We start from the raw sequence: 20,183 nt of genomic DNA on the forward strand, positions 1-20,183 counted from the left end.
CTGGATTGCATTGGCGCAGATGCGCAAGAACGGATAAGTGTGGCCGATCGGTAAAATGACTGCAGCGCTCAGACGCGCGTGACGCGCTCATGGCCAGGAGGTCTCTCGGATTGGCAGCACCATTACTTCGGGGACCACGGTTTCCCCTGGTAACGTCAAAATGAAGTGAATCACTTCGGCAACGTTGGCTGGGTCTTGCAGGGTTGTAGGGTCGATATCCGGAAAGCGGTCGAGCAAAAAGGGCGTGCGCATGCCACCTGCGACGATAGCCGAGACCTTGATTCCAAACGGGCGGAGTTCGGCGTGCATGCTATGCGAAAGGCCGAGCAACCCCCACTTACTGGCGTGATATGCCGCCGCATTTGGCCATGCGCGCTTAGAGGCGGTCGACACGATGTTGACGATGTGGCCAGCGCCGGCAGCTTTCATATGGGGTACCGCATATCGGGAGACGAGATATGGGCCCCGCAGGTTTGTCGACAATACACGGTCCCAGTCGGCAACCGATAGCGTATCGAGCGCTTCTGTCACGTCAATGGCCGCACTGTTGATCACTACGTCGAGACTTCCGTATTGGCGCACAATACTGTGTATCGCCGACTCGGTAGCCGCTGCGTCGGTCACATCTAGTTCAAGCGGATGACACCGACCTTTAGTAGGGACGATCCCAGCTGCTGCGTCTTCTGCACGCTTGCGGCTGAGGTCGGCGGCTACAAGAGTCGCTCCTTCGCTCGCCAGCCGCCTGCAAAGCGCAGCGCCAAGACCGCTCCCGCCGCCCGTTACCAGAATTACCCAGTTCTGCAGGCCGTTCTCCGATCGAGTCAAACATTGCTGCGTCATCGTAGCCTCTCTTCGTTGGAACTTGAAATGCGAACCGACAACCGGGCTGCGGATTTTTCAGACCAGCAACCGGGCGATTACCGGCAGGCCCCCACTGCTGAACGATGGCCAGTGCCGGTCCGTCGACCGTCAAGCTCAAAGGCAGGCATGGCCGCCACCAATGGATGATCATCCCGATCGGATATCCCGGCCCCACCTGCCTTCCAAAGTTGCGAAATCGCGAGGGCTGAGGCAGGACGCCGTTCATTAGATGAGGCCGCGATGCCGAGCAGGACTTTCAGTGCGAAACGTACGCTCAAAGCTCTGGACGTGCGAGATCGCCACTGACAATTTCGTCACCGCGTCGACGCGCTGCGCCGAGCGCGTCTGCTGAGGTCTGAAATGGACCGATGTCATCGGCGCCGTCGAACGGATAGAGCAGTCGGCCATCCGTCGCTCTTACAACCTTCAATATCCCGTAAAATCCTGTCGCCCTGCTTCCGCGATACGAAGCATAGATGCGGAAGTCGTCCTGGCTGACGCCGGGCGCTGGTGTAATTGCTCGCGTAGAGAACAAAACCAGCTTTGGACGTCTTCCGGTGATATAGCTCATGCGGCTACCTCAATGTCTTTCGATCGGGGGAAGACCCGATGTGTGCTCGCATCCGGAACCCGCAGATCGTTTGAATTGGCTTTATCTCGGATCGCCCTGAAAACCATGGACCCTTCAAGCCGAGCATACTTTGTGCCGCACTCGTCTGCCTTGGGTGAATCCGTTACAAGGCTGAATGCTGTAGCGGTGCAGATCGTCTTTTGTCGTGGGTGGCGACCGACTGCCAGTCCCGTCTTCGGCTCCGGCCGGGACGGTGTCGCGGGTGCGAACCGCTCAGGGCCAAATGACACGCGCATTCGTGCGGCAGGTGCTGCCGGTGGCATCCCATTCCTACGTAATCTGGCGCACGCCTTCATTGCGCTTTCGTGTGCCAATTAGGATGGCGTAAGCGTCCCGGCAGGGACCGTACCACTGGGACGAAACGTCGCTGATGGTCCCGTGGGAAGCCGATGTATCCGACATGCTGGAGCCGGATCCACGGATGAGCCAAGCCGGCGAACCTCATTACTGTTGCCGCGAGCCAGCTCGGCGTGGCGCGCAAGACTGGCACAACGACTGCTGCGAGAAAGGAAGTCAACCGACTGTCAAGGAGGCAAGGATCATGGTCACCGACAAGTCTTCCGGCGGCCACGGCCCCGTGTTCATCGAAATTCAGAAAGCGTTGAAAGGCATCGCCTATCCGGCCGATAAGCAGACAGTCGTTGAAACCGCCCGCAAGGCCGGCGCAGACGAGGCCGTGATGTCGGCGCTCGAATCACTGCAGGAACGGCAGTTCGTGACGCCAGCGGACATTTCGAAGGCGGTCGGTCAAGAAGAAGATTGACGCGTTCTTCGCGCCGTCACGAGAGGAGCGTCGGTCGTTTCGTGACGTTAAGCGAGTGCACGCCGTCTGCACGCGTTCGTCATCTCGTGCGCGGCTCGCATGCCCCGCCCCGTCGGACGGCGCGAAGATGATTTGGCTGGGGTGGGCTCGTTGCTACAGAGCGACCCACGTACCAGCTTCGAAGACCCGCTCTAATTGGAAGGAGGATGCGATGAATATAGGCAACCAAGATGTCAGCGGACAAGGCGCAAATATCGTCGGCGGCGGCGTTGGCGAAGGCCCAGGTCCGCAGGTCATGGCGGCAGCGACGCTGGACGGCAATGAGGTTCGGTCTTCAGACGGCGAAGACATCGGAAAGATTTCGGACATCATGCTCGACGTCAGAAGCGGGCGGATCGCCTATGCGGTCCTTTCCGAAGGTGGCTTTCTCGGGATGGGAACGAAGCTGCACGCCATTCCCTGGAGCGCGCTCACGCTGGATACTGCCGAGAAGTGCTTCATCTCGATATGACCGCGCAGCAAATGAAGGACGAGCCGGGTTTCGACAAGGACCATTGGCCGGCAATGGCGGATGAGAAGTGGGGAACGGAGATTCATCGGTACTACAACCGTGACCCTTACTGGGGCCGTCGCGTTGGCGATGTAAGCGACACTCTATAGCGTCGCGCGGTTGCGCCGCGTTGCGCAGGCTCAGACGGCCCGGCATGACGGCCGGGCTGTCGGGCCGCTTCCTCGATGTCTTCTCCTGCCGCGCGTCAAACAAGATGAGAGCCGTGCGACACCCACTCGCCCGCGTCAATCAATGCCGCGCGTCAATCAATAAACGCTTGCCAGCGTCAATCAACATCGGCATCATCATTTCTGCCGCGACATCCTCAACTTGATTGTCGCGCGTCTCTCATCCGGATTGTCGCGCCACAGCGCGGCCTGAATGGAGCAGCACTGGCGAATCCATGTGGATGCGACTCTCGAAATTCTCGCTCTACAATCGGCTGCCCGTTCACTCGCTGGCGCGCTTGATTGCCGCGCGTCCTGACGAAGCGCTGGCCGATGGCGTGGACCTTCGGCGCGCCGATAGGTTTGTGATCGACAAACTCGCCGACGTACTGGAGACTTCCGATGGTTCGGCCCGCACGGGGTTTTGCTGCGCCACTGCCCGTCCCACACTTGGCTGGGCGAGTACTGAACTACGCTATTGCCCCACGTGCCTCGAGCAGGGCTTTCATGCCGCGTGGTTTCAGTGGCGATTCATCGAACGCTGCCCGGTGCACCGGCGCCGCCTGCGCCGCGGATGTCGCCAATGCACAGCCGCCATTCCCTACGTCCTCGCTCGTGACATGGCCGCGCATCCGTTGTCGTGCGCCCGCTGCAACTCGTGCTGGGTACCCGGATTGGATCGACCGGCCGGACGGTGTACGCCGATCACGGGTCAAGCTGCCCCGGTCTTACAGAGGTGGCAGCGTTTTGTTGCCGGCACCGTCGTAACACTGACTGCTCCGGCGGCCCGGCGCCGCGATCCGAACACGGGAAGATTTATTGTCCAACCCGCACCCTGGCTCGACGGGCGTACGGCCTATCTGGCCGAATAGACGAGAATACTGAACCGGCTCTATGACGTGCCGCCGCCGTCATCAATCGAGGTGCTCCGCAGGCAACCCGCCTTCGCGCCCGCCGGGTCCACTCGCCGTGTCATGGTGGCCGACGACGGTGACTGGCAAACGGATGCAGCTCTGCACTACTCACAAATCGACTGTTGTGCGCGGTGGGCTATAACCTACGCTGGTTGTTGCGAGCCATTGTCCGTCTGGGGCTTGGCCCCTATTGCTTGCACTTGGGTGGCTGCGCTGCCTGCCGGAGATATGGCAGGAGACCTTGCACGCACCTCCCGCAACTGCCTGAGTCGGCGGAGTGCGCCGGAACTCGGTCGACCGCAGGAAAACGTCTGCGATGGAAATCGAATTTTGCAGGTCGGACTACTTACGCTTGGTCGGAAACGCTAGCGGCGTTCCTGGGGCGTTTGCGTAGCAGTGCCGCCACCCTTGATGTTCAGGGCCGTCAGCGCATCACAAGACTGCTCGTCAAGGAGGTGGTGGTTGCCGATGACAGCATCGCCATTCGCCATTCGATTCCCACCGCCACCCGATCAGCCGGCGGAAATGGAGGCCCTCCTCGCCTGCCTGGACCTCCGCACGGCGCTCACGCCGACCAAAGTTACCTTTTGCGTCCATGGCGTGAAGACACCACCCTGAGGAACGCCTTCACTTGCGGCACGAAACAGATCGCGATCGACGCACCCGGCCTTGATGAACTTCCAGAGCAAGGCAAGGAAGCGCTGATCGGCAATCCGCTTGCGGATTCCCTTCAGAAGAAGACGATGATGAACGGTGTCGAAGTAGCTGGCGAGGTCACCCTCGATAACCCAGCGACCTGAGACACTGTGTTCGGCACCGTCTTGTAGTTGAAGCTTCACCGTGCGAATCGCGTGATGAACACTACGCGCCACTATCACCGCCCCGTGCAACGCTCTTCGACCCACCGTAGGGATATTGTTTCGCCGTCCATAGCGCCTAGCGTTTCGTTTTAACTTGTCTTCGGTAATGCCGCTTCTGTCCCCGCGAGTGCCTTCAAAAAGGTCTCCGACCACCAATGTACATCCTGTTTGCGCACTCGGTTCAAGAGCGCTGAATGTCGACTGATGCGCTCAGTGAGCGGCATGGTCAATGCCCGATGAATGGCCTCTGCGGTGCCTTGAGTATCGTAAGGGTTCACGAGCAGCGCTTCCTTTAGCTGCTCGGCGGCACCGGCGAAACGTGAAAGTACGAGCATGCCCGGATCGGCCGGATCCTGCGCGGCGATGAACTCCTTGGCCACCAGGTTCATGCCGTCGCGCAAGGGTGTCACCAGCGCGACGCGACCGGCGCGATAAAGCCCCGGTAGCCGCTTGCGAGCCACATTGCGATGGATATAACGGACGGGCATCCAATCTAACTCCCCAAAGTCGCCATTGATCGCTCCGCATAGACTGTCCATCTCGCGGCGCAAATCATCGTACGCGCCGACATCCTCCCGGCTCGGCGATGCGATCTGGATCAGTGTCGCGCTGTCGCGATTTTCCGGATGGCGCTCCAGCAATTGCCGAAAAGCGTGAATCCGTTGCGGCAGCCCTTTCGAGTAATCGAGTCGGTCCACGCCAAGAAGCAAGCGCCGCCGCGAATATTCTCCACGCATTCGCGCAAACATGTCGCGCCCATCCTGCGCTTCAGCGAGGCTGACAAACTCCTCCACGTCGATGCCGATTGGATATGCCCCAACTTGCAGCGTGCGGTCAAACGCGCGGAGGTGATTGGGCCCCCACCGCACGGCTCCTGCCTCCGCTTCGACGTAGTGCGAGAAGTGCGTGACATCGGACTGCGCCTGGAAGCCGACGAGATCGTATGCGAAGAGTGAGCGCATGAGCCATTCGTGCTCGGGAATCGCTGCCATGATCAGCGGCGGCGGCATCGGAATGTGCAGAAAAAAGCCGATTCGATTCTTGCAGCCCGCCGCACGCAACTCTGCAGCCAGCGGAATCAGGTGATAGTCATGCACCCAAATAATGTCATCCGGCTTTAATAAGGTCAGCAATTTGCGCGCGAACAACTGGTTCACCCGCCGGTAACCTTTTGCAAAGCGCGTATCGAACTTCGCGAGGTCCAGGCGGTAGTGGCACACCGGCCACAGAACGCCGTTGGAATAGCCGAGGTAGTAGGTGTCGTGATCCTCACGGGTCAGATCGAACGTCGCCAGCGTTACATTTCCGGTCGTGCGAACCCTCATATCGCTCTGCTCGGCCGCTTCGCGGTCAACCGTTTCGCCAAGTTTGCCGCTCCAGCCGAACCACACGCCGCCCGTCCGTTCAAGGCTTTCCCGGAGGGCAACTGCGAGGCCTCCCGCCGCAGGCTTGCGGGGATCGGCAGTACGGTTTGATACGACGACCAGACGGTTCATAACAGGCTCGGAATTGGCATTCGGAGCGATAGTCTTGCACGGTTGTCTGGCGTCAACTACAACCGCCGCCGTGTTGCCTCGATCGAGCTGCTCGCTGATCTCCGCGCCGATCTCGACGAGCGCGTGCCCATCGTTCGTGCAAAAGCGTTCGGCTTCGGGCAATTCGTGCCGCACGACCTCGCGCGGCAGCTTGGGATCAAGCGGCTTGCGGTGACCGCGCTTCTTGCGCTTGTGCGCGGCAACCGTTCGTCTCCGGCGTGTCCTCTTGGGCAGGCGCGCTGTTCGCGCCGAGCACCTCGGCTTCGTTGAACCAAGCCAAGTTGATCAGAATCTCGTGCTTCGCTCTTGGCGCCGAACAGTTAGCGACGGTAGGCTCGGAGTCGCTCCTCGGCAAGATCGCGCTCTGCCGTCACAAGCTGCAAGGCGCCGCGTAACGCCTCCTGTTCTTCTCGCAATGCACGAGCAGCATCGCGCTCGGCGAGCAACGCCTTCAATTCCTCGGCGGTGATCGTGACGTTGATCGGCATGGCGGGTTAGACCAGCGCACGGACTGTTCAGCTCCCGCGGCGATATTCCTGCTTCGGATGCCGTCGAATCGCGGTTCGAGCAATGGCAGCAACGCCCGCTCGAGGCCATGCATCCGATCGTGTACTTCGACGCGCTGCGGCTGAAGATTCCGAGTGCGCGCCGAGCGGCGTGAATTGATCTTCCCAGTTTGGTTCACTCTCTTGTCGAGCGAGATATCCCCTATTCCATGAAACACTACCGCTTTCATCCCACACTCCTTGTGTGGCCGGGTCCGTGCGGGATTTAGCAATGGCCGCGCCCGCCTCACCCGCCGGTTTCATCATCTTTTCCAGTCGCGCCACTGCACATCGTGCGCTGCGAGATAGCCACTGACCGCTGCGCCGACGGTTGGAAACAAATGCACTTCGCCGATGATCCGCAGCACGTCATAGCGTCTCAGACGGTCCTTCACCGGCCCTTTCAGCTCCGCGAAGCACAGCGTGATGTCCCGTCCGGCGAGCTCTCTGTGCAAGCGCTCCAGCACTTCGACCGCGGTCAGATCGATGTCCGTCACGGGCTCTGCCGCGATCACGGCCCAGCGCACGTTTTCACCGGCATCGTCGATTGCGCGCAAGATGTGTTCGCGGAAGATTTCCGCGTTGGCGAAGAAGAGCGGCGCATCCCAGCGAAACAGCACGAGGCCGGGCACACGCCGCGCCTCGGGATGACGCGATATGTCGTGATAGCCCTTGCGCCCGTCGATACGCCCGAGCACCGCATCGTACGGACGCCATGCGCGCCAGAGAAATGACAACATCGTGAGCAGCAGCGCGAGCGCAATGCCGTTGACGACGCCCAGCACCGCGACGCCCACGAAGCACGCAAGCGCCTGCACGAACTCGCTCTTGCGCAGACGATAGAGCCGTATCACCCCGCGCACTTCGAGCAGGCCGAGACAAGCGGCGATCACCACAGCGGCAAGCGCCGATTGCGGGGTGTCCGCGAGCGCGTGAGGCGCAAGCACGAGCAAGGCCGCTACGACCAGGGCGGCGAACACGCCGGTCAATTGCGTCTTCGCGCCCGCCGCCTCGGCCACCGGTGTGCGCGAGCCGCTCGCACTCACGGCAAAGCCCTGAAACAATCCGGCCGCGATATTCGACAAACCGAGCGCGATGCATTCCTGATTGCGATCGACGGACTCTTTGTTGCGGACCTCATACGTGCGCGACAGCACGACTACGTCCGTGAGCGAGACGAGCGCGATCGCTGCCGCAGCGCCAGCGAGTTGCCACCATTGCTCGGGCGGCATCATCGGCCATACCAAGGACGGCAGCCCGCGCGGCACGTTGCCGACCGTTGCGACGCTCGCGCACCTGCCGAGATCCATCGCCTTGACGAGTACTGTCGCCGCGCCGACCGCGATGAGTACGCCCGGCACCTTCGGCCAGAATCGTTTGACGAGCAGGATCAAGACGAGCGTGCCGATGCCGATGACAACCGACGTCATGTTCAGTTTCGATGCCGCGAGACCATCGAACAAATCATCGATCTGCGCGAAGAACGACTCGCCCTTGATCCGGAAGCCGAGCAGCTTCGGCATTTGCCCGACGATGATCGTCAGAATGATGCCGTTCAGAAAGCCATATCGGATAGGCAGCGACAGCAGCTCGGTGACGAAGCCGAGCTTCAGCAACCCGATCACGAGACAGATCGCGCCCGCCAGCAGCGCGAGCGCGCCGGCCGCGACGAGCGCGCGATGTGGATCGCCCTGGCTCAAGGGCATGACGCTCGCGGCGATGAGCGCAACGAGCGCGGAGTCCGGACCGACGATCAGGAAGCGGCTCGGGCCGAAGGTCGCATTGACGAGCATCGCGGCGAAGGATGCGTACAGGCCGTTCACCGCAGGGAGGTCTGCGGCTTCGGCATACGCCATGCACGCCGGCACCAGCACCGCACTGACCGATAAACCTGCGACGAGATCATGCATGAGCCAACGCGCCTTGTACGCGCGCAGCATCGCGAGTCCGTTGATCGAGCGAAGTGGATTCGTCGCGCGCTTGCCTGACGGTTGGCCGCGATGCCCGGTTTTCATGCCCATCGTTGCGCCCTTTTCCTGCCGGAAGCAAGAGAAGTTCCCAGGCGGGAACGCGGCTTGGCCCGGCGCGCCGGAAACCCGCAGGCCTGCTTCCCCCGACGCGCCGAATCCCGCTCTGATCGCCTCTGCCACCACGAAGGCGCGATCCAGAACTCTACCGGCAGCCTTGCGCAGGTTGCTCGCCGAATGCGGCATACGTTGCACTGCGGGGCGCTCGGACGGATCTGGACACCGCTCTTCCGTTGACGATGCCGCCATCGAGCATTGAGCGCTTCCGCAAGCAGACGTCGATGAAGGCCCGGACCGCCGCCGAACTGGCCGCCGCCAATATGATGCTGGCACCGGATGAAGCCAGCTACATATCGGGCGCAGTCGCGGTGACGGGGTGAGCCGATTATCTCGCCCGGCATGGCGAATGCTAGAAAAGGCACGAGAAGCTCCGCGCGGTGCGGAGCCACCGGAAAGAGGGGCGATCGCGCCCACGACAGCATGCAATTCGACGTGTTGAAAATGGCCCGCGAGTCCGGGATGACGATTGTGCTCGACGGCAGAATCGGACAGGAAGCGTACATGAGCGTCAGCGGTTCGACGGACGCGCTACAGAAATTCGCCTGCGACGTGCGCGCGTCGCTGTTGAAGAGGCCGCGGCGCAAGGCGCGTGCGGCGTGCTCGGCGAGCGGGAATCCGCTCGTCATGGCACGCATGCGCGCGCGCCTCACCCCATATTTATATCGGGGCGGCGGCGCACTGCATACAGGTCGTCTGACGCGCCATGCGCGCGTGTCTCCGAGAACCCGATGCCTTCCTGAATGAGTTCGCTATGGGCTCCAGCGCGACAAACGCCTCTTCAAGGTATGTGGAAAAGAGGACCGCCAGTGCGAAATGCACCGCAAAGAACCAGAAATACCGCCCCAGCGACTACCCCGGCCCAGACTGCCGCGCGCCAATCGGGCATACGGTGCGTGAAATGATGAGAATGAAGATGAAGCTCCATAACGGCCTCCAACGAGTCAGTAATTCCTCGCAATGACCCGGCCGGGCCGTTAGCAACCGCCGATTTGGCCGTGAGCGCCCACAGTTCCGATCGAGTAGCCCCATACGATATTCACCATACGAGGCCGGTGACTGCGCGCCACCGGTAGCTTCGACACAGCATATGCCGTGCCAGACTCGGATCCCGCAGTTCGAGCAAGATAAGATTCTCTGCGATCGTTTTTGAAGTTACTTCGCACCTTGTCGGTCAGCAGCTCTGCGGTTCACCTCCCGTCGTCATCGATCCAGGCAATCGCCCATTGACGCGCGACGTTGGCGGCGATCGTCTCGTCCGGATATTCGCTGGTATCACCGGACCATCGGACCTCCTCCTGGTCCTTGCCTGCGCAGTCGCATCGATAGATTCTGGCTCGCGCGAAGTAGCGATCACCGAAGGCAAGCGGCGTCACATCAATGCGGAACTGCTTATAGTCAAAATGCAAATCGAGTTACTCCTCGAAACGCGTCCGCGAGGTTGATCGCAGCGTCGCTTGAACGCCACCGTGACAGCTGGAGTCGGTCAGCGGCTGCCAACGCCAACCCGGCGTGGCAGCCAGCTTATCGACTGCGAACGTAATAGTCTGACGACGCGCCGACAGATCGGGTGATTTTCGTTTCAGTCTCGCCTGTTCCGCGGCCTGTCGGACCCTCCAAATCCGCCTTCGACGCAGACGATTGATGCTCGACGTCCGGGCGCACCGCAATTGCTGTAGCCGTGGGCTGCTGTAGCCGTATATCGTCCGTTCGATGTTGGGCCTCACGACCGGATAGATGAGGCAAAAACTATATTTGATAGCATTTTCGCGCCGCGCATTTCGTCTCCGTGGGCGACGTGTACACGTGTCGAACGTCGCTACCAGCGTGTGCGTCAGCCGGGCAAAGCAGAGCGCAACAGTGGAACTCGACCGCCAGATCTTACTCTCCAGGAATTTCCGATTGAATGTTAAGATTGATCGTGACGTCGCGAATGCATTGTCAGGTCAACGTCTGCGTTGGGACTTCCAGCATGTGCGGGGATGCTTCCGTATATGGAAGGACGAGCCACTCTGTACCGGAAGCACCGGCGGATGTTCGCATCTGCGGCACCAGGTGCCGTTTGACCGCGCCACCACTGCTTAAGGATCCGGGTTCAATTCTGGTGCCGGATGCCTCCCGCAACGTTGTCAGGCTCTGTGCAAATAGCCGCTCGGAAGAATCTTACGGCTATAGATAGGATGAGTTATTGAGCGGAGGGGACGGCATTGCAGACAGCGGGAGCTGCCGTATCTTTGAGCCCCAACCTCGCAAGGCCTAATTGTCCTTTGCGGATGCGATGCTTCGACTCGATCTCTGAAATCGTGTTAGGAGCGTTCCCGAATCGTTTGAAGCCGAGCATGACGTCCATTCTGGACGTTACGATGGTCCTATTCGATCGGGTTATTCAAAACTTCGAGAATCGAATCGCGGTATTCTAAGACGGCAGGCCGTCGACCTTCATTTCGCGCACCGGGCGGTGCGAAGCTACATTACATAACCGTCGAACGTGATGGTCTTCGGGGGTTGGCCCTGATGAAGACGAGTCTCTTCGAGTTCTGTCAGCCTTCCCGCAACATCGACACAAGCTCGTCGAATTAGCGAGGACTCAGCCCTCGCCTCAGTCCGACAAACCGAACCCGGACCCTGCCTTGCTATCAATGACGTTGACAATAAGAAGCATCGACGTGTGCGGGAAGAACAGTCTTACATCGTTTCGTCGTATCTCACCAGCGATCGCGAAGCGCCGAACGTATCGCACATCACGGTGCTAAATCCAGGTGTGCGGTGCGGCCTGAATGCATCCGGAGATATATCGCACCGGTGCGATCCAGTCAGAATCACGAAATATTCCACGACCGCCCCCACCATGATTTCCGAGCCATCCGGACATGATTGCCCCCGATTCCTTTTAGTGCCCAAAGACTGGCCACGTGATACGCAAGCCGCGCAAGGTGTCGTATGCGCCGCACTTGCGCTGGCTTCGGTTATGAAAGAAGCATCGCGTCATAAATATGCATCAGTGACTTTCATCCCAGCGCGCGTCGCGCACGCTGACAAGCCTTTCCTCCACGCGCACCGGAAATGTCGCGACATCCTCATAGGCGGGCGGCGTCAACGCCTTGCCCGTCCTGATGCAAAAGCGCGCGCCGTGACGTGGACAGACGATCATGTCGCCGTCCACCTCGCCACCGGTGAGAATGCCGCCGTCGTACGTGCAAACGTCCTGGATCGCATAGTAACTGCCATCCAGATTGAACACGGCGACTTGCGCGCCGTCCACGTCGACTGTGCGGGACGTGCCCGGCGGAAAATTATCGACGGCGGCGACCTCGACCCAGTCCGACATCTCAGAGCATTCCCAGTTGCAGCCGCGCCGCATCCGACATCCTGTCGCGCGACCACGGCGGCTCGCATACCAGTTCTACATGGACATCGTCCACGCCGCGCACCGAGCGGACCGCTTCCTCCACCGTGCCAGGAAAGGTTTGCGCGACCGGGCAGCCGGGTGCGGTGAGCGTCGTGCGGATGTCGACGCGCCCCGCGTCCTCATCAAGGTCAAGCGCATACACGAGACCCAGGTCGTATATGTTGACCGGGATCTCCGGATCGTACACGATGCGCAGCGCCGCGATAACACGACCTTCGAGGTCTTCCGCGTCCGCGTCGTTATCGGCGTGCGCCCGTTTCAAGCATTCTAATTCGCTCATTGTCCGCTACTCCGTAACCACCGAGGCCATTAATCTGGTCGCGCAGACGCCGCGTTGATAAAGCGGGCGATCGTTGCGCGTGCCGCCTCGTACGCATCCATCGGTAGCGCGCTGGGAGAGCTGATGCACGCCGCGATGCACATTGGCGTTGTACTGCCGATAGTAGTCGGCCTCCGCGTCGATAACGGCAAGCGGTTTGTGGGTCGTCGCGCCATTGTCGAGATAGACCAGTGCCTCGCCGTGAACGCGCGCGTTCAGAATGGGAAAATCCGCGCGCCAGCGTTGCACAAGCCCCGGATCGGGCGATTGGACACGTTCGATCGGCTTCATCTCAGTTCCTTGATGCGCTCGCCTTCCGGCATGCGGGCGAGCAGCAGCGCCTCTAGCCAGCCGCGTAGGGAATCGATTCCCACTCGCTCGACGATGTCGCGGGCGAACGCGTAGGTGAGCAGCGCCCTCGCCATCGGCTCCTCGACGCCGCGAGCGCGCAGGTAAAAGAGCTGGTTCTCGTCGAGTTGGCCCACGGTTGCGCCGTGGGTGCATTTCACGTTGTCCGCGAAGATTTCGAGTTGCGGTTTGGTGTCGATTTCCGCGTCGCGGGAAAGCAGGAGATTGTGGTTGGCCTGGTGCGTATCGGTTTTCTGCGCGTCGGGATGTACCCTGACTTTCCCGCTGAATACGCCACGCGCGGCGCCATCGAGCACGCCGGGGTAATACTCGCGGCTCATGCTGTGCGGCTTCGCGTGATCGATTCGCGTGTGATGATCGACGTGCTGCCGTCCGCCCGCGAGATAAAGGCCGTTGAGCGTTGTCTGTGCGTCTTCGGCATTCAGGCTCGCGCCGATATCGGTGCGCGACAGCGCGCTTCCGAATGCGAACACGTGCGACGCGAAGCGGCTTGCGCGCTGTTGCGCGGCGTCGTATCGATCATGCGTCATATACCGGCGCAATGATCGGTGGCCCTCAGAACGGCCGCGCTCGCTTATGCACAATACGTCGCATGTCTGAGAACGAGCTAGATCCCGAACAAATCGCGCAGGTGCGAGCCGCCGTCGATGCGGCCGCACACGCCTGCGGATCGCAGGCCGAACTCGCACACCGACTCGGAACATCACGTGCTCAGATCATGCATTGGCGCAGCGGGCAGCGGCCGGTGCCCATCAAAGCGTGCGTGACGATCGAGCGCCTGACAGGCGGCGCGGCGACGCGCAAGCAGTTGCGGCCGGACGACTGGCCGGATATCTGGCCGGAACTGTCATAAGTCACTGAATGTAGAGCTTTCTCCGCTTGCTTACGCCAGGTTGCGCCCATAAACGTTTCGACGGCATGCCGGCATATGCTTCGGCCGCAAGTTAGACGGTCACTCGACTTAGAATGCCGCCAGTTCAAAGCTGCGCGGTCGCCGAGCATCAGGAGGCGCTCATATCGTGCGATTCCCGAGAGATAGCTTTGGCGACATGTGCGTGCCCTTCCCGACGATGCGCCCGATGATCCATGCAGATGCCGGTGCGGGGACCGGTAATGATGTCGGAGCGCGGCGTAATATTCCGTTGCACACGCGCGCTTGATCGGCGACAGCCGGCGGGCTAAGCGCAAAAAGCGCCCCCGGGCGCAATCCCTCAATTGCCCGCTAGTAATGGCGGGCTTTTTTTTTGCGCAGGGCGCTGCTACAGCAACGCAAATCACGGCAGCGATGACGAATGTGGAGAAATTGCTTCAGGCTTTCCACGTCCGGGCCGGCAGAGCATCGGCCTTCGCTTGGCGAGACGCATCGCCGCTTCGCCAGATTCTGAAATTCGCGATGATTAGGGCGGCTACGAGCAGGCCTCGCTACGCGGTCATCGCCTCGCCAAAAGGGCGCGTGGGATCGAGGAGCCGGATTTTTCCTGGCGACGGCGAGGCGTCCTCCAAGGACGTGCGTTTCACGCGCTCATGATGCTCGTTACGTTTCCCGGGATTTTCGTCTGGCGGCCCACCGGGACGGCCTGGCTCGGGCCCTGGTTCGTTATCGGGAGGACGAGGAACAGGGTTGTTCGGGACAGTCGGTTCTTGATGTTCTAAAGGCGCAGGAGCCAAAATTTTCTCCTCTGCATGCAAGAGCACGTCCGACTCGCCGGGCGGCTGAGGTTGGTCGCGCTCGGTTTCGGGTGTGCCGAGGTCCGGAACATCGGGCGGATTCGTGGCGGGCGGTTCCGGTGCGGGCAGATTACCAGGCGTGGCACGATCAGACATACGCTTCTCTTCGTTGGATCGCGCGGTGGATTTCCTCAACGGTTTGATTGACAGCAGATCGAGCGGGCTGCGGCCGATCTCGGTGGAACGGCGCACGCATTCTCTTCGCGATCATTCTCCCGATGGCCACGCCTGGCATCGTCTCGGCCACGTTTTTCAGCTTCCTGACCGTTCGACAGGCTCCATGTTCCTCTCCGGTCTGACAACATGGAGCCTATGATCGCTACAATCAGCTCGTTTCTGATCCTGCTAACGCTCGCGCTGCTGTTGCTGGAATCGCTCGTGCGCAAAATGTGAAGCTAACCCGAGCGTAAGCAATGTCGAAGGCGGTTGATTGCCGTTGAAATTCCCCGCCTAAGTTCGGTATTCGTAGTTACCGGCGATGTACGATTAAAGGGAATGTGCTATGAGCATGCGCGACACGGTATCGTGTCGTTAATCGACATCCGGGGTTTATGTCATCTCGCGCGAGTCATCGTCTCCGCGCTCCCGCTTGTAGGCTTCCCACGCCCTTAACGGACGGTCCGTGTCGCCGGCTTGCTCTAGCCAGAAGCGGCGCGCATGCTCGTCAAGCCGACTCCACCACTGCAGACCCGTGCTTTCGTCTTCCGTTGGCTCTGCGCCCTTTAATTGTTCTGCGCTCTTCATCGTCGCTGCCAACGCGGCTGGATCAGGAAGCTTTTCCGCCGCCTTGATGCATTCATCCGCCGCCATTCCCAAGGCAATGTCGGCCCACTCCGCCGGGTCCAGATGCGTTACCTGCGCGACTCGTAATAGCTTCGCATAGGTCGCTGCGCTGATCATTATTTGATTCATGGTCCACCTTCCTGTTGACCCGGAACCGATGAAAAATGTCACTACCACCTAGAGGGCGATTTTGGCGGTGTAATAGCACCCGGCCTCCGATACTAACGACGCCGCTCGACCGAAGCGCCCCATCGGCAAGCTTGCAAGTCATACCGGTCATTCAAACTTGATCGAATGGCCGGGAGTGCAGTACGCCTTGACGCATTACTCGTGCCCATGGCATCGCCGCTCAACCCCGGTGAAGGCGCGCGTTGTGACGTGAATAGTGGATGCTCGCACGCCAGCGCGCGTCATACCGGAGGACTATCTCGCGTTGCGAAATGCGCTGGTTCTGATCAACGGTCGGTGTCTTCCTGGAACGGTCAATGCTCCCTTCAGACCACGACCCCGATCGATGGAGAATTCAAATGACTTCGATATCAGAAATCATGACCCGCGACGCCGTGACCATCGCTCCGTCTGAAACGATGCAGGCGGCGGCGAAGATGATGGATGACCTCAACGTCGGCTCACTGCCGGTATGCGATGGCCAGAAGCTCGTCGGCATGCTGACGGATCGCGATATCGTCGTGCGCGGCGTATCGGCGGGAATGGGCGCGAACGCGGCGGTCGAGTCACTGTTGAGCGCGCCGGTGACCTGGTGTTACGAAGATGACGACGTGAGCAAAGTGCAGGAGAAAATGGCGCGCGAGCAGATCCGGCGTCTGCCCGTCGTCGATCGTGAAAAACATTTGGTAGGTATCGTCGCACTCGGCGATCTTGCGACGAACGCGGATGGGCAGATGTCATCGACTGTGGCGGAAGTCTCGTCGCCGTCGCAGCCCGATCGATAAAAGGGCGTTCGCATGCCGATCCGAATATTCCTGATTCGCCGAGGTCCGACGTCTTGCCCGATGCGCCTGCGCCGGACCATTCCGCCGATGCCCGACGTCGGGCCGGAGGAAAAAGACGATGCCACGAAAAAGTAGTGGGAACGTTCGCGCGTTTCCGCACGCTTCGTCGTCTGTCCGGACGGCGATCGCCGCGCTCATTGCGGTTCGAGTTGCCCGTGTGCGCTGATCTCTCTTAAGCGTCGACGGCCCGGGCAATAGGTCCATCGATCAAATGGTGAACGGGGGCTCGAGATGGCGTCGGTGATGGGTCCCGCCATCGTCTGCCTGCTCCTGCGAATGCGGTCGCTTGCATCTTCGACGTCAACGCACGCTACGCGTTCGCGCTTCGCGAACCACCATTGCGCTCGGCGACGATCGCGGCCGCGCTCGCGTCATGTGCACTTTTCAGTGTTATGCCCTGTGCGACAAACTTGTAGCCTGCGCAGTGCATCGCACAGGCGCCGCCCAATCGGGAGAGTCTCGAACGCTGAGCCATGCCTTCATCGGCGCTAATTGCTCGGGCGAAAGCACGGCTCCGCCCCTACCTTGAGGTCATCGGCGCCTCGCGACTTCAGACGCTGAACGGGAACGTCTCCGGCGTTTCGCTCCGATCCTCCGGCGCCTCTGTTGCGCGGACGGCACGCGTCGTGTCGAACCAGACGAATGCGTCGAACTGCGCGGACAGTTCGGCTTGCGCATAGTGGCTGTACAACTCGGTATCAGGCCGGTAGATCACGCCGATGAAGCGTTCCAGCCGTTCCTTCTTCAACGCTTCGCGAAGCGCATCGCCGTTTGCTTGCCGGAAATCGACGAAACATGGGCTTACGTGCGCTTGATGAAACTGATGCTCGTAGCTGTCCGTACGCGATGGACGCACATGCATGATCTGCATCGGCTCGTCCCAGTCGGATGCCGCCGCGACGGTGCCCGTATGCGTGCCGAAACCAATCAACGCCGCATCGTCGGCAAAGCGCTCACGGCATAGTTGGCCCACGTTGAGTTCGCCCCGGATGCGGCCCATCTCTGTGGCCGATGCGTCACCCAGATGCGAGTTGTGCGCCCACACTACTGCGCGTGCATCCGGTCCCCAAGCGTCTAAGAGGCTTTGAAGCGTGTCGAACATATGCGTGTCGCGCAGGTTCCAGCTCTCGGCCGAGCCGCTGTACATCGCGCGATAATACTGCTCTGCCGCTGCGATGAGCCGCGCGTTATGCGTCGCATCGAGCAAGCCCGGATCGCCCGCCGGTATCGCAAGGCGCTTCTCCAGCAGATCACGCAATTGCGCGACGACGGCCTGCTCGCATTTGCCGAAGCCGGCTTGCCACGCGGCGCGGCCATAGACGGCGGGGCTCTTCTGCCACGGCGTGAGGCATCCGTAGCGCTCGCGCGCGATGCGCGCTGCGTCGGGATCGTGCGCATCGAGATATGCGAGCACTGCGGCGATAGATTCGGAGAGGCTGTAGAGGTCGAGCCCGTAGAAGGCGGCTCGCTTTTCTACGGGCAGCGCAGCATTATGCTGCCGCAGCCACGCGACGAACTCGGCGAACTCAGCATTGCGCCACATCCAATTGGGAAAACGCCTGAACGGGCGGGCGTCGGGCCGCGCTGGCGCGCGGGCGCGCACATGTTCGTCGATGATGGCGGCATCGGGCCAGTCTGCTTCGACCGCGACGAAGCGAAACGCGTGCCGTTCGATCAGGCGTCGCGTTATCGCGGCGCGCGCCTCGTAGAATTCGGCCGTGCCATGGCTCGCCTCGCCGAGCAGCACGATGCGCTTCTGCGCGAAGCGATCGAACGCCTCCGCAAAATCGGGTGCGTCCAGCGCTGGCAGAGATACCGCGGAAGCGCGGATCAAGTCGGGCAACGAGCGTATAGCCGGTTCGATGGCCTCGGAAGGATCGGATCGGATGTCTGGCGCCTCGCTCCAGCCATGCGTACCTATCAATGGTACGAACATCACGCTGCCCAGCTGTTCCTCACGGAATTCGTGCTCGCCGGTGCGCGTGTATTTGACGAGACGCTGGGATTCGCGTGCGTCGCCTATCGGCATGACAAGGCGCCCGCCTATCTTTAACTGATCGCGCCAGGCAGCGGGCACCCGGGGGCCGCCGGCCGCAGCGAGGATCGCATCGAACGGCGCATGCCCCGGTAAGCCGATCGTGCCGTCCGCGTGATGCACGGTGGCATTCGTCACGCCGAGCTTCGTTAGAACCTCACGCGCTTCGTCGGCAAGCTCACGATGGCGTTCGACCGTATCCACACTGGTCGCCATGCAGGCAGCGAGCGCTGCCGTATATCCGGAGCCCGTGCCGATATCGAGCACGCGATCGTTCGGCTGAAGGTCGGCAGCCTCGAACATCAGCGCGACGATATAAGGCTGCGAGATAGTCTGACCCGCCGCGATCGGCAGCGGACTGTCCTCGTAGGCAAACTCGGCGAGCGCGGGCGCGACGAAGACTTCCCGCGGTATCTGGCCCATGCAGCCTAGTACGCGGGCGTGCCTGATGCCACGGGCCTTCAACTGGCGTTCGACCATTTTTTCTCGCGCTTGTGTGAATTCGTTCATGATCCGCTTCCGAAGGCAGGACGCTTGTCAAGCAGCAAGCGACGAACCCGAAGCGCGCACGATGCGGCAGTGCGGAACTGTAGGGCGCTGCGGTCAGGACGCATTCAAGGACCCGTCGATGATCGCGGTTCCCTCGACCGCCGCGCTGCGCGCGCGCAATGATGAGCTGGGTTCATCGTGCCGCGAGTTAGGCTTAAGCGTATTCGCAACTTTCGATCAGTTTCACAAGACCGATGGCAGACAGCCCCGGGTTCATATAGGCAACACTCGCACCTCACTGATAGAGCGCTTCCGCGCCGGGTCAAGGCGATCATTGCGCTCAGCGCCTCATACGTACCTGGCGAGCCGCTTCCTCATGCCGCACAGCGATGAAGCGTAGTTTTCCTGTCTACCCCAGACGTGCCGATCAACGGATAAATGCCGTCGCCGACCGTGCCGTCTGCCAGCGAACAGCTAGAGTCAATGCAATTGCAACAGTCATTTTTTGAGCGCACCGGTCCACTCGGTATCGGTCAGGAGCTTCGACTGACGGCACTTCCGTCGCGCCGGAAGTCCGTCCTCAGTGCTTTTCTTTCTTTGGGATTTTCTTACCTGACTTCCTTGCTTCATTGAGCGCGATCGCGACGGCCTGCTTCTGCTTCTTTCCTTGTTTCATCTCTGTTTTTATGTTTTTGGAGATTGTGTCGTGCGAGGTACCTTTCTTCAATGGCATCATGACGCTCCTAGAGGTCGACATGTGAGATGCAGCATCAGCCATACCCGGTCCAACCATCACGCCGATGAGAAGCCGTCACCGGGTGCAAGCCAGCATAAGCGGTTTCCAAAGCTCCTCGTTGGAGGCTCGGTATTTCTGTTAATGGCGCCCGTCTATTTTGCTAATGGCTTTTTAGCGCATGCCTTTGATTTTGCGTTGAAAATAATATTATCGATGGGGGAAACATGTTGCACTGGCGCAACTGCGTCATTCGAACACCGCGCTCGATCGTGCCAGTGCGGTCGGCTTGTTCGCTAATTTCGCTAATGTGGCGATGATGGCGGAACCAAAGACCATGTGCCATGAAACCCCTGCCACACAAGGTCTCTGGCCTGTTAGCGGCGGCATATCTT

At 60.6% G+C, this 20,183-nt stretch carries 15 protein-coding genes and 6 pseudogenes; 6 read left to right on the top strand and 15 right to left on the bottom strand.

Annotated elements, in window-relative coordinates; genetic code table 11:
- Nucleotides 1–87: 87 nt before the first annotated feature.
- Nucleotides 88–840, bottom strand: coding sequence for an SDR family oxidoreductase (locus QCE63_RS17545; RefSeq protein ID WP_309834730.1), 753 nt, complete (start codon nucleotides 838–840; stop codon nucleotides 88–90).
- Nucleotides 841–1,135: 295 nt separating this feature from the next.
- Complete coding sequence (locus tag QCE63_RS17550; protein WP_309834731.1) at nucleotides 1,136–1,432, bottom strand: DUF6723 family protein; 297 nt, start codon at nucleotides 1,430–1,432, stop codon at nucleotides 1,136–1,138.
- Between the two features lie 601 nt (nucleotides 1,433–2,033).
- On the opposite strand from QCE63_RS17550, the gene QCE63_RS17555 reads away from it, so the two are divergent.
- Nucleotides 2,034–2,255, top strand: a complete 222-nt coding sequence (locus QCE63_RS17555) for a DUF2795 domain-containing protein (RefSeq protein ID WP_309834733.1) — start codon at nucleotides 2,034–2,036, stop codon at nucleotides 2,253–2,255.
- Nucleotides 2,256–2,466: 211 nt separating this feature from the next.
- Nucleotides 2,467–2,915: pseudogene (locus QCE63_RS17560) on the top strand (PRC-barrel domain-containing protein).
- 1,546 nt (nucleotides 2,916–4,461) lie between these two features.
- Here the strand turns inward: QCE63_RS17560 and QCE63_RS17565 are convergent.
- From QCE63_RS17565 to QCE63_RS17575, 3 genes and pseudogenes are all read right to left on the bottom strand, one after another.
- Nucleotides 4,462–4,752 (bottom strand): annotated as a pseudogene (locus QCE63_RS17565) (group II intron reverse transcriptase/maturase); the annotation flags it as partial.
- 83 nt (nucleotides 4,753–4,835) lie between these two features.
- Entirely contained in the window at nucleotides 4,836–6,242 is a 1,407-nt protein-coding gene (gene otsA, locus QCE63_RS17570) for an alpha,alpha-trehalose-phosphate synthase (UDP-forming) (protein WP_309835477.1), read from the bottom strand.
- A gap of 81 nt (nucleotides 6,243–6,323) precedes the next feature.
- Nucleotides 6,324–6,769, bottom strand: a pseudogene (locus tag QCE63_RS17575) (IS66 family transposase); the annotation flags it as partial.
- Nucleotides 6,770–6,822: 53 nt separating this feature from the next.
- Between QCE63_RS17575 and QCE63_RS36865 the strand changes: the two are divergent.
- Nucleotides 6,823–6,918 (top strand): annotated as a pseudogene (locus QCE63_RS36865) (transposase); the annotation flags it as partial.
- Between the two features lie 171 nt (nucleotides 6,919–7,089).
- Here QCE63_RS36865 and QCE63_RS17580 read toward each other — a convergent pair.
- Nucleotides 7,090–8,847 carry a sulfate permease gene (locus tag QCE63_RS17580; RefSeq protein WP_309835478.1) on the bottom strand — a complete coding sequence of 586 codons (1,758 nt, stop codon included), beginning with the start codon at nucleotides 8,845–8,847 and terminating at the stop codon, nucleotides 7,090–7,092.
- Between the two features lie 486 nt (nucleotides 8,848–9,333).
- Between QCE63_RS17580 and QCE63_RS17585 the strand changes: the two genes are divergently transcribed.
- A complete protein-coding gene (locus QCE63_RS17585) occupies nucleotides 9,334–9,657 on the top strand; it encodes a hypothetical protein (RefSeq protein WP_309834735.1) in 324 nt (107 codons plus the stop codon).
- A 443-nt stretch (nucleotides 9,658–10,100) separates the two neighbouring features.
- Here the strand turns inward: QCE63_RS17585 and QCE63_RS17590 are convergent, their stop codons facing one another.
- The 5 genes and pseudogenes from QCE63_RS17590 to QCE63_RS17610 form a co-directional block, all read right to left on the bottom strand.
- Complete coding sequence (locus QCE63_RS17590; protein WP_309834737.1) at nucleotides 10,101–10,319, bottom strand: hypothetical protein; 219 nt, start codon at nucleotides 10,317–10,319, stop codon at nucleotides 10,101–10,103.
- Between the two features lie 1,589 nt (nucleotides 10,320–11,908).
- A complete protein-coding gene (locus QCE63_RS17595; RefSeq protein ID WP_309834739.1) occupies nucleotides 11,909–12,238 on the bottom strand; it encodes a non-heme iron oxygenase ferredoxin subunit in 330 nt (109 codons plus the stop codon).
- Between the two features lies 1 nt (nucleotide 12,239).
- Complete coding sequence (locus QCE63_RS17600; RefSeq protein ID WP_309834740.1) at nucleotides 12,240–12,599, bottom strand: DUF59 domain-containing protein; 360 nt, start codon at nucleotides 12,597–12,599, stop codon at nucleotides 12,240–12,242.
- 47 nt (nucleotides 12,600–12,646) lie between these two features.
- Nucleotides 12,647–12,929: pseudogene (locus tag QCE63_RS17605) on the bottom strand (aminotransferase class V-fold PLP-dependent enzyme); the annotation flags it as partial.
- A pseudogene (locus QCE63_RS17610) lies at nucleotides 12,926–13,525 on the bottom strand (SufB/SufD family protein); the annotation flags it as partial. The pseudogenes QCE63_RS17605 and QCE63_RS17610, both read right to left, overlap by 4 nt.
- A gap of 74 nt (nucleotides 13,526–13,599) precedes the next feature.
- On the opposite strand from QCE63_RS17610, the gene QCE63_RS17615 reads away from it, so the two are divergent.
- Nucleotides 13,600–13,860: a YdaS family helix-turn-helix protein gene (locus QCE63_RS17615; protein ID WP_309834742.1), complete on the top strand. Its 261-nt coding sequence runs from the start codon at nucleotides 13,600–13,602 to the stop codon at nucleotides 13,858–13,860.
- Nucleotides 13,861–14,429: 569 nt separating this feature from the next.
- Here QCE63_RS17615 and QCE63_RS17620 read toward each other — a convergent pair.
- Nucleotides 14,430–14,927 (bottom strand): hypothetical protein, encoded by a 498-nt coding sequence (locus QCE63_RS17620; RefSeq protein WP_309834743.1) that lies wholly within the window; start codon nucleotides 14,925–14,927, stop codon nucleotides 14,430–14,432.
- A gap of 357 nt (nucleotides 14,928–15,284) precedes the next feature.
- Nucleotides 15,285–15,647 carry a hypothetical protein gene (locus QCE63_RS17625; RefSeq protein ID WP_309834745.1) on the bottom strand — a complete coding sequence of 121 codons (363 nt, stop codon included), beginning with the start codon at nucleotides 15,645–15,647 and terminating at the stop codon, nucleotides 15,285–15,287.
- 398 nt (nucleotides 15,648–16,045) lie between these two features.
- On the opposite strand from QCE63_RS17625, the gene QCE63_RS17630 reads away from it, so the two are divergent.
- A complete protein-coding gene (locus QCE63_RS17630) occupies nucleotides 16,046–16,471 on the top strand; it encodes a CBS domain-containing protein (RefSeq protein WP_309834747.1) in 426 nt (141 codons plus the stop codon).
- Nucleotides 16,472–17,081: 610 nt separating this feature from the next.
- On the opposite strand, the gene QCE63_RS17635 is transcribed toward QCE63_RS17630, so the two are convergent.
- Nucleotides 17,082–19,076, bottom strand: a complete 1,995-nt coding sequence (locus QCE63_RS17635; protein ID WP_309834748.1) for a protein-L-isoaspartate(D-aspartate) O-methyltransferase — start codon at nucleotides 19,074–19,076, stop codon at nucleotides 17,082–17,084.
- Nucleotides 19,077–19,635: 559 nt separating this feature from the next.
- Complete coding sequence (locus QCE63_RS17640) at nucleotides 19,636–19,788, bottom strand: DUF6496 domain-containing protein (RefSeq protein ID WP_309835480.1); 153 nt, start codon at nucleotides 19,786–19,788, stop codon at nucleotides 19,636–19,638.
- Nucleotides 19,789–20,183: the final 395 nt, after the last annotated feature.

Origin of the sequence: Caballeronia sp. LZ065 (assembly GCF_031450975.1) — a bacterium.
Taxonomy (GTDB): domain Bacteria; phylum Pseudomonadota; class Gammaproteobacteria; order Burkholderiales; family Burkholderiaceae; genus Caballeronia.

Coding starts and splice junctions, on each gene's coding strand:
- QCE63_RS17555 (WP_309834733.1), top strand. CDS start 2,034: ATGGTCACCGACAAGTCTTCCGGCGGCCACGGCCCCGTGTTCATCGAA.
- QCE63_RS17635 (WP_309834748.1), bottom strand. CDS start 19,076: ATGAACGAATTCACACAAGCGCGAGAAAAAATGGTCGAACGCCAGTTG.
- QCE63_RS17630 (WP_309834747.1), top strand. CDS start 16,046: ATGACTTCGATATCAGAAATCATGACCCGCGACGCCGTGACCATCGCT.
- QCE63_RS17595 (WP_309834739.1), bottom strand. CDS start 12,238: ATGTCGGACTGGGTCGAGGTCGCCGCCGTCGATAATTTTCCGCCGGGC.
- QCE63_RS17585 (WP_309834735.1), top strand. CDS start 9,334: ATGCAATTCGACGTGTTGAAAATGGCCCGCGAGTCCGGGATGACGATT.
- QCE63_RS17580 (WP_309835478.1), bottom strand. CDS start 8,847: ATGGGCATGAAAACCGGGCATCGCGGCCAACCGTCAGGCAAGCGCGCG.
- otsA (WP_309835477.1), bottom strand. CDS start 6,242: ATGAACCGTCTGGTCGTCGTATCAAACCGTACTGCCGATCCCCGCAAG.
- QCE63_RS17600 (WP_309834740.1), bottom strand. CDS start 12,599: ATGAGCGAATTAGAATGCTTGAAACGGGCGCACGCCGATAACGACGCG.
- QCE63_RS17625 (WP_309834745.1), bottom strand. CDS start 15,647: ATGAATCAAATAATGATCAGCGCAGCGACCTATGCGAAGCTATTACGA.
- QCE63_RS17550 (WP_309834731.1), bottom strand. CDS start 1,432: ATGAGCTATATCACCGGAAGACGTCCAAAGCTGGTTTTGTTCTCTACG.
- QCE63_RS17545 (WP_309834730.1), bottom strand. CDS start 840: ATGACGCAGCAATGTTTGACTCGATCGGAGAACGGCCTGCAGAACTGG.
- QCE63_RS17640 (WP_309835480.1), bottom strand. CDS start 19,788: ATGCCATTGAAGAAAGGTACCTCGCACGACACAATCTCCAAAAACATA.
- QCE63_RS17615 (WP_309834742.1), top strand. CDS start 13,600: ATGTCTGAGAACGAGCTAGATCCCGAACAAATCGCGCAGGTGCGAGCC.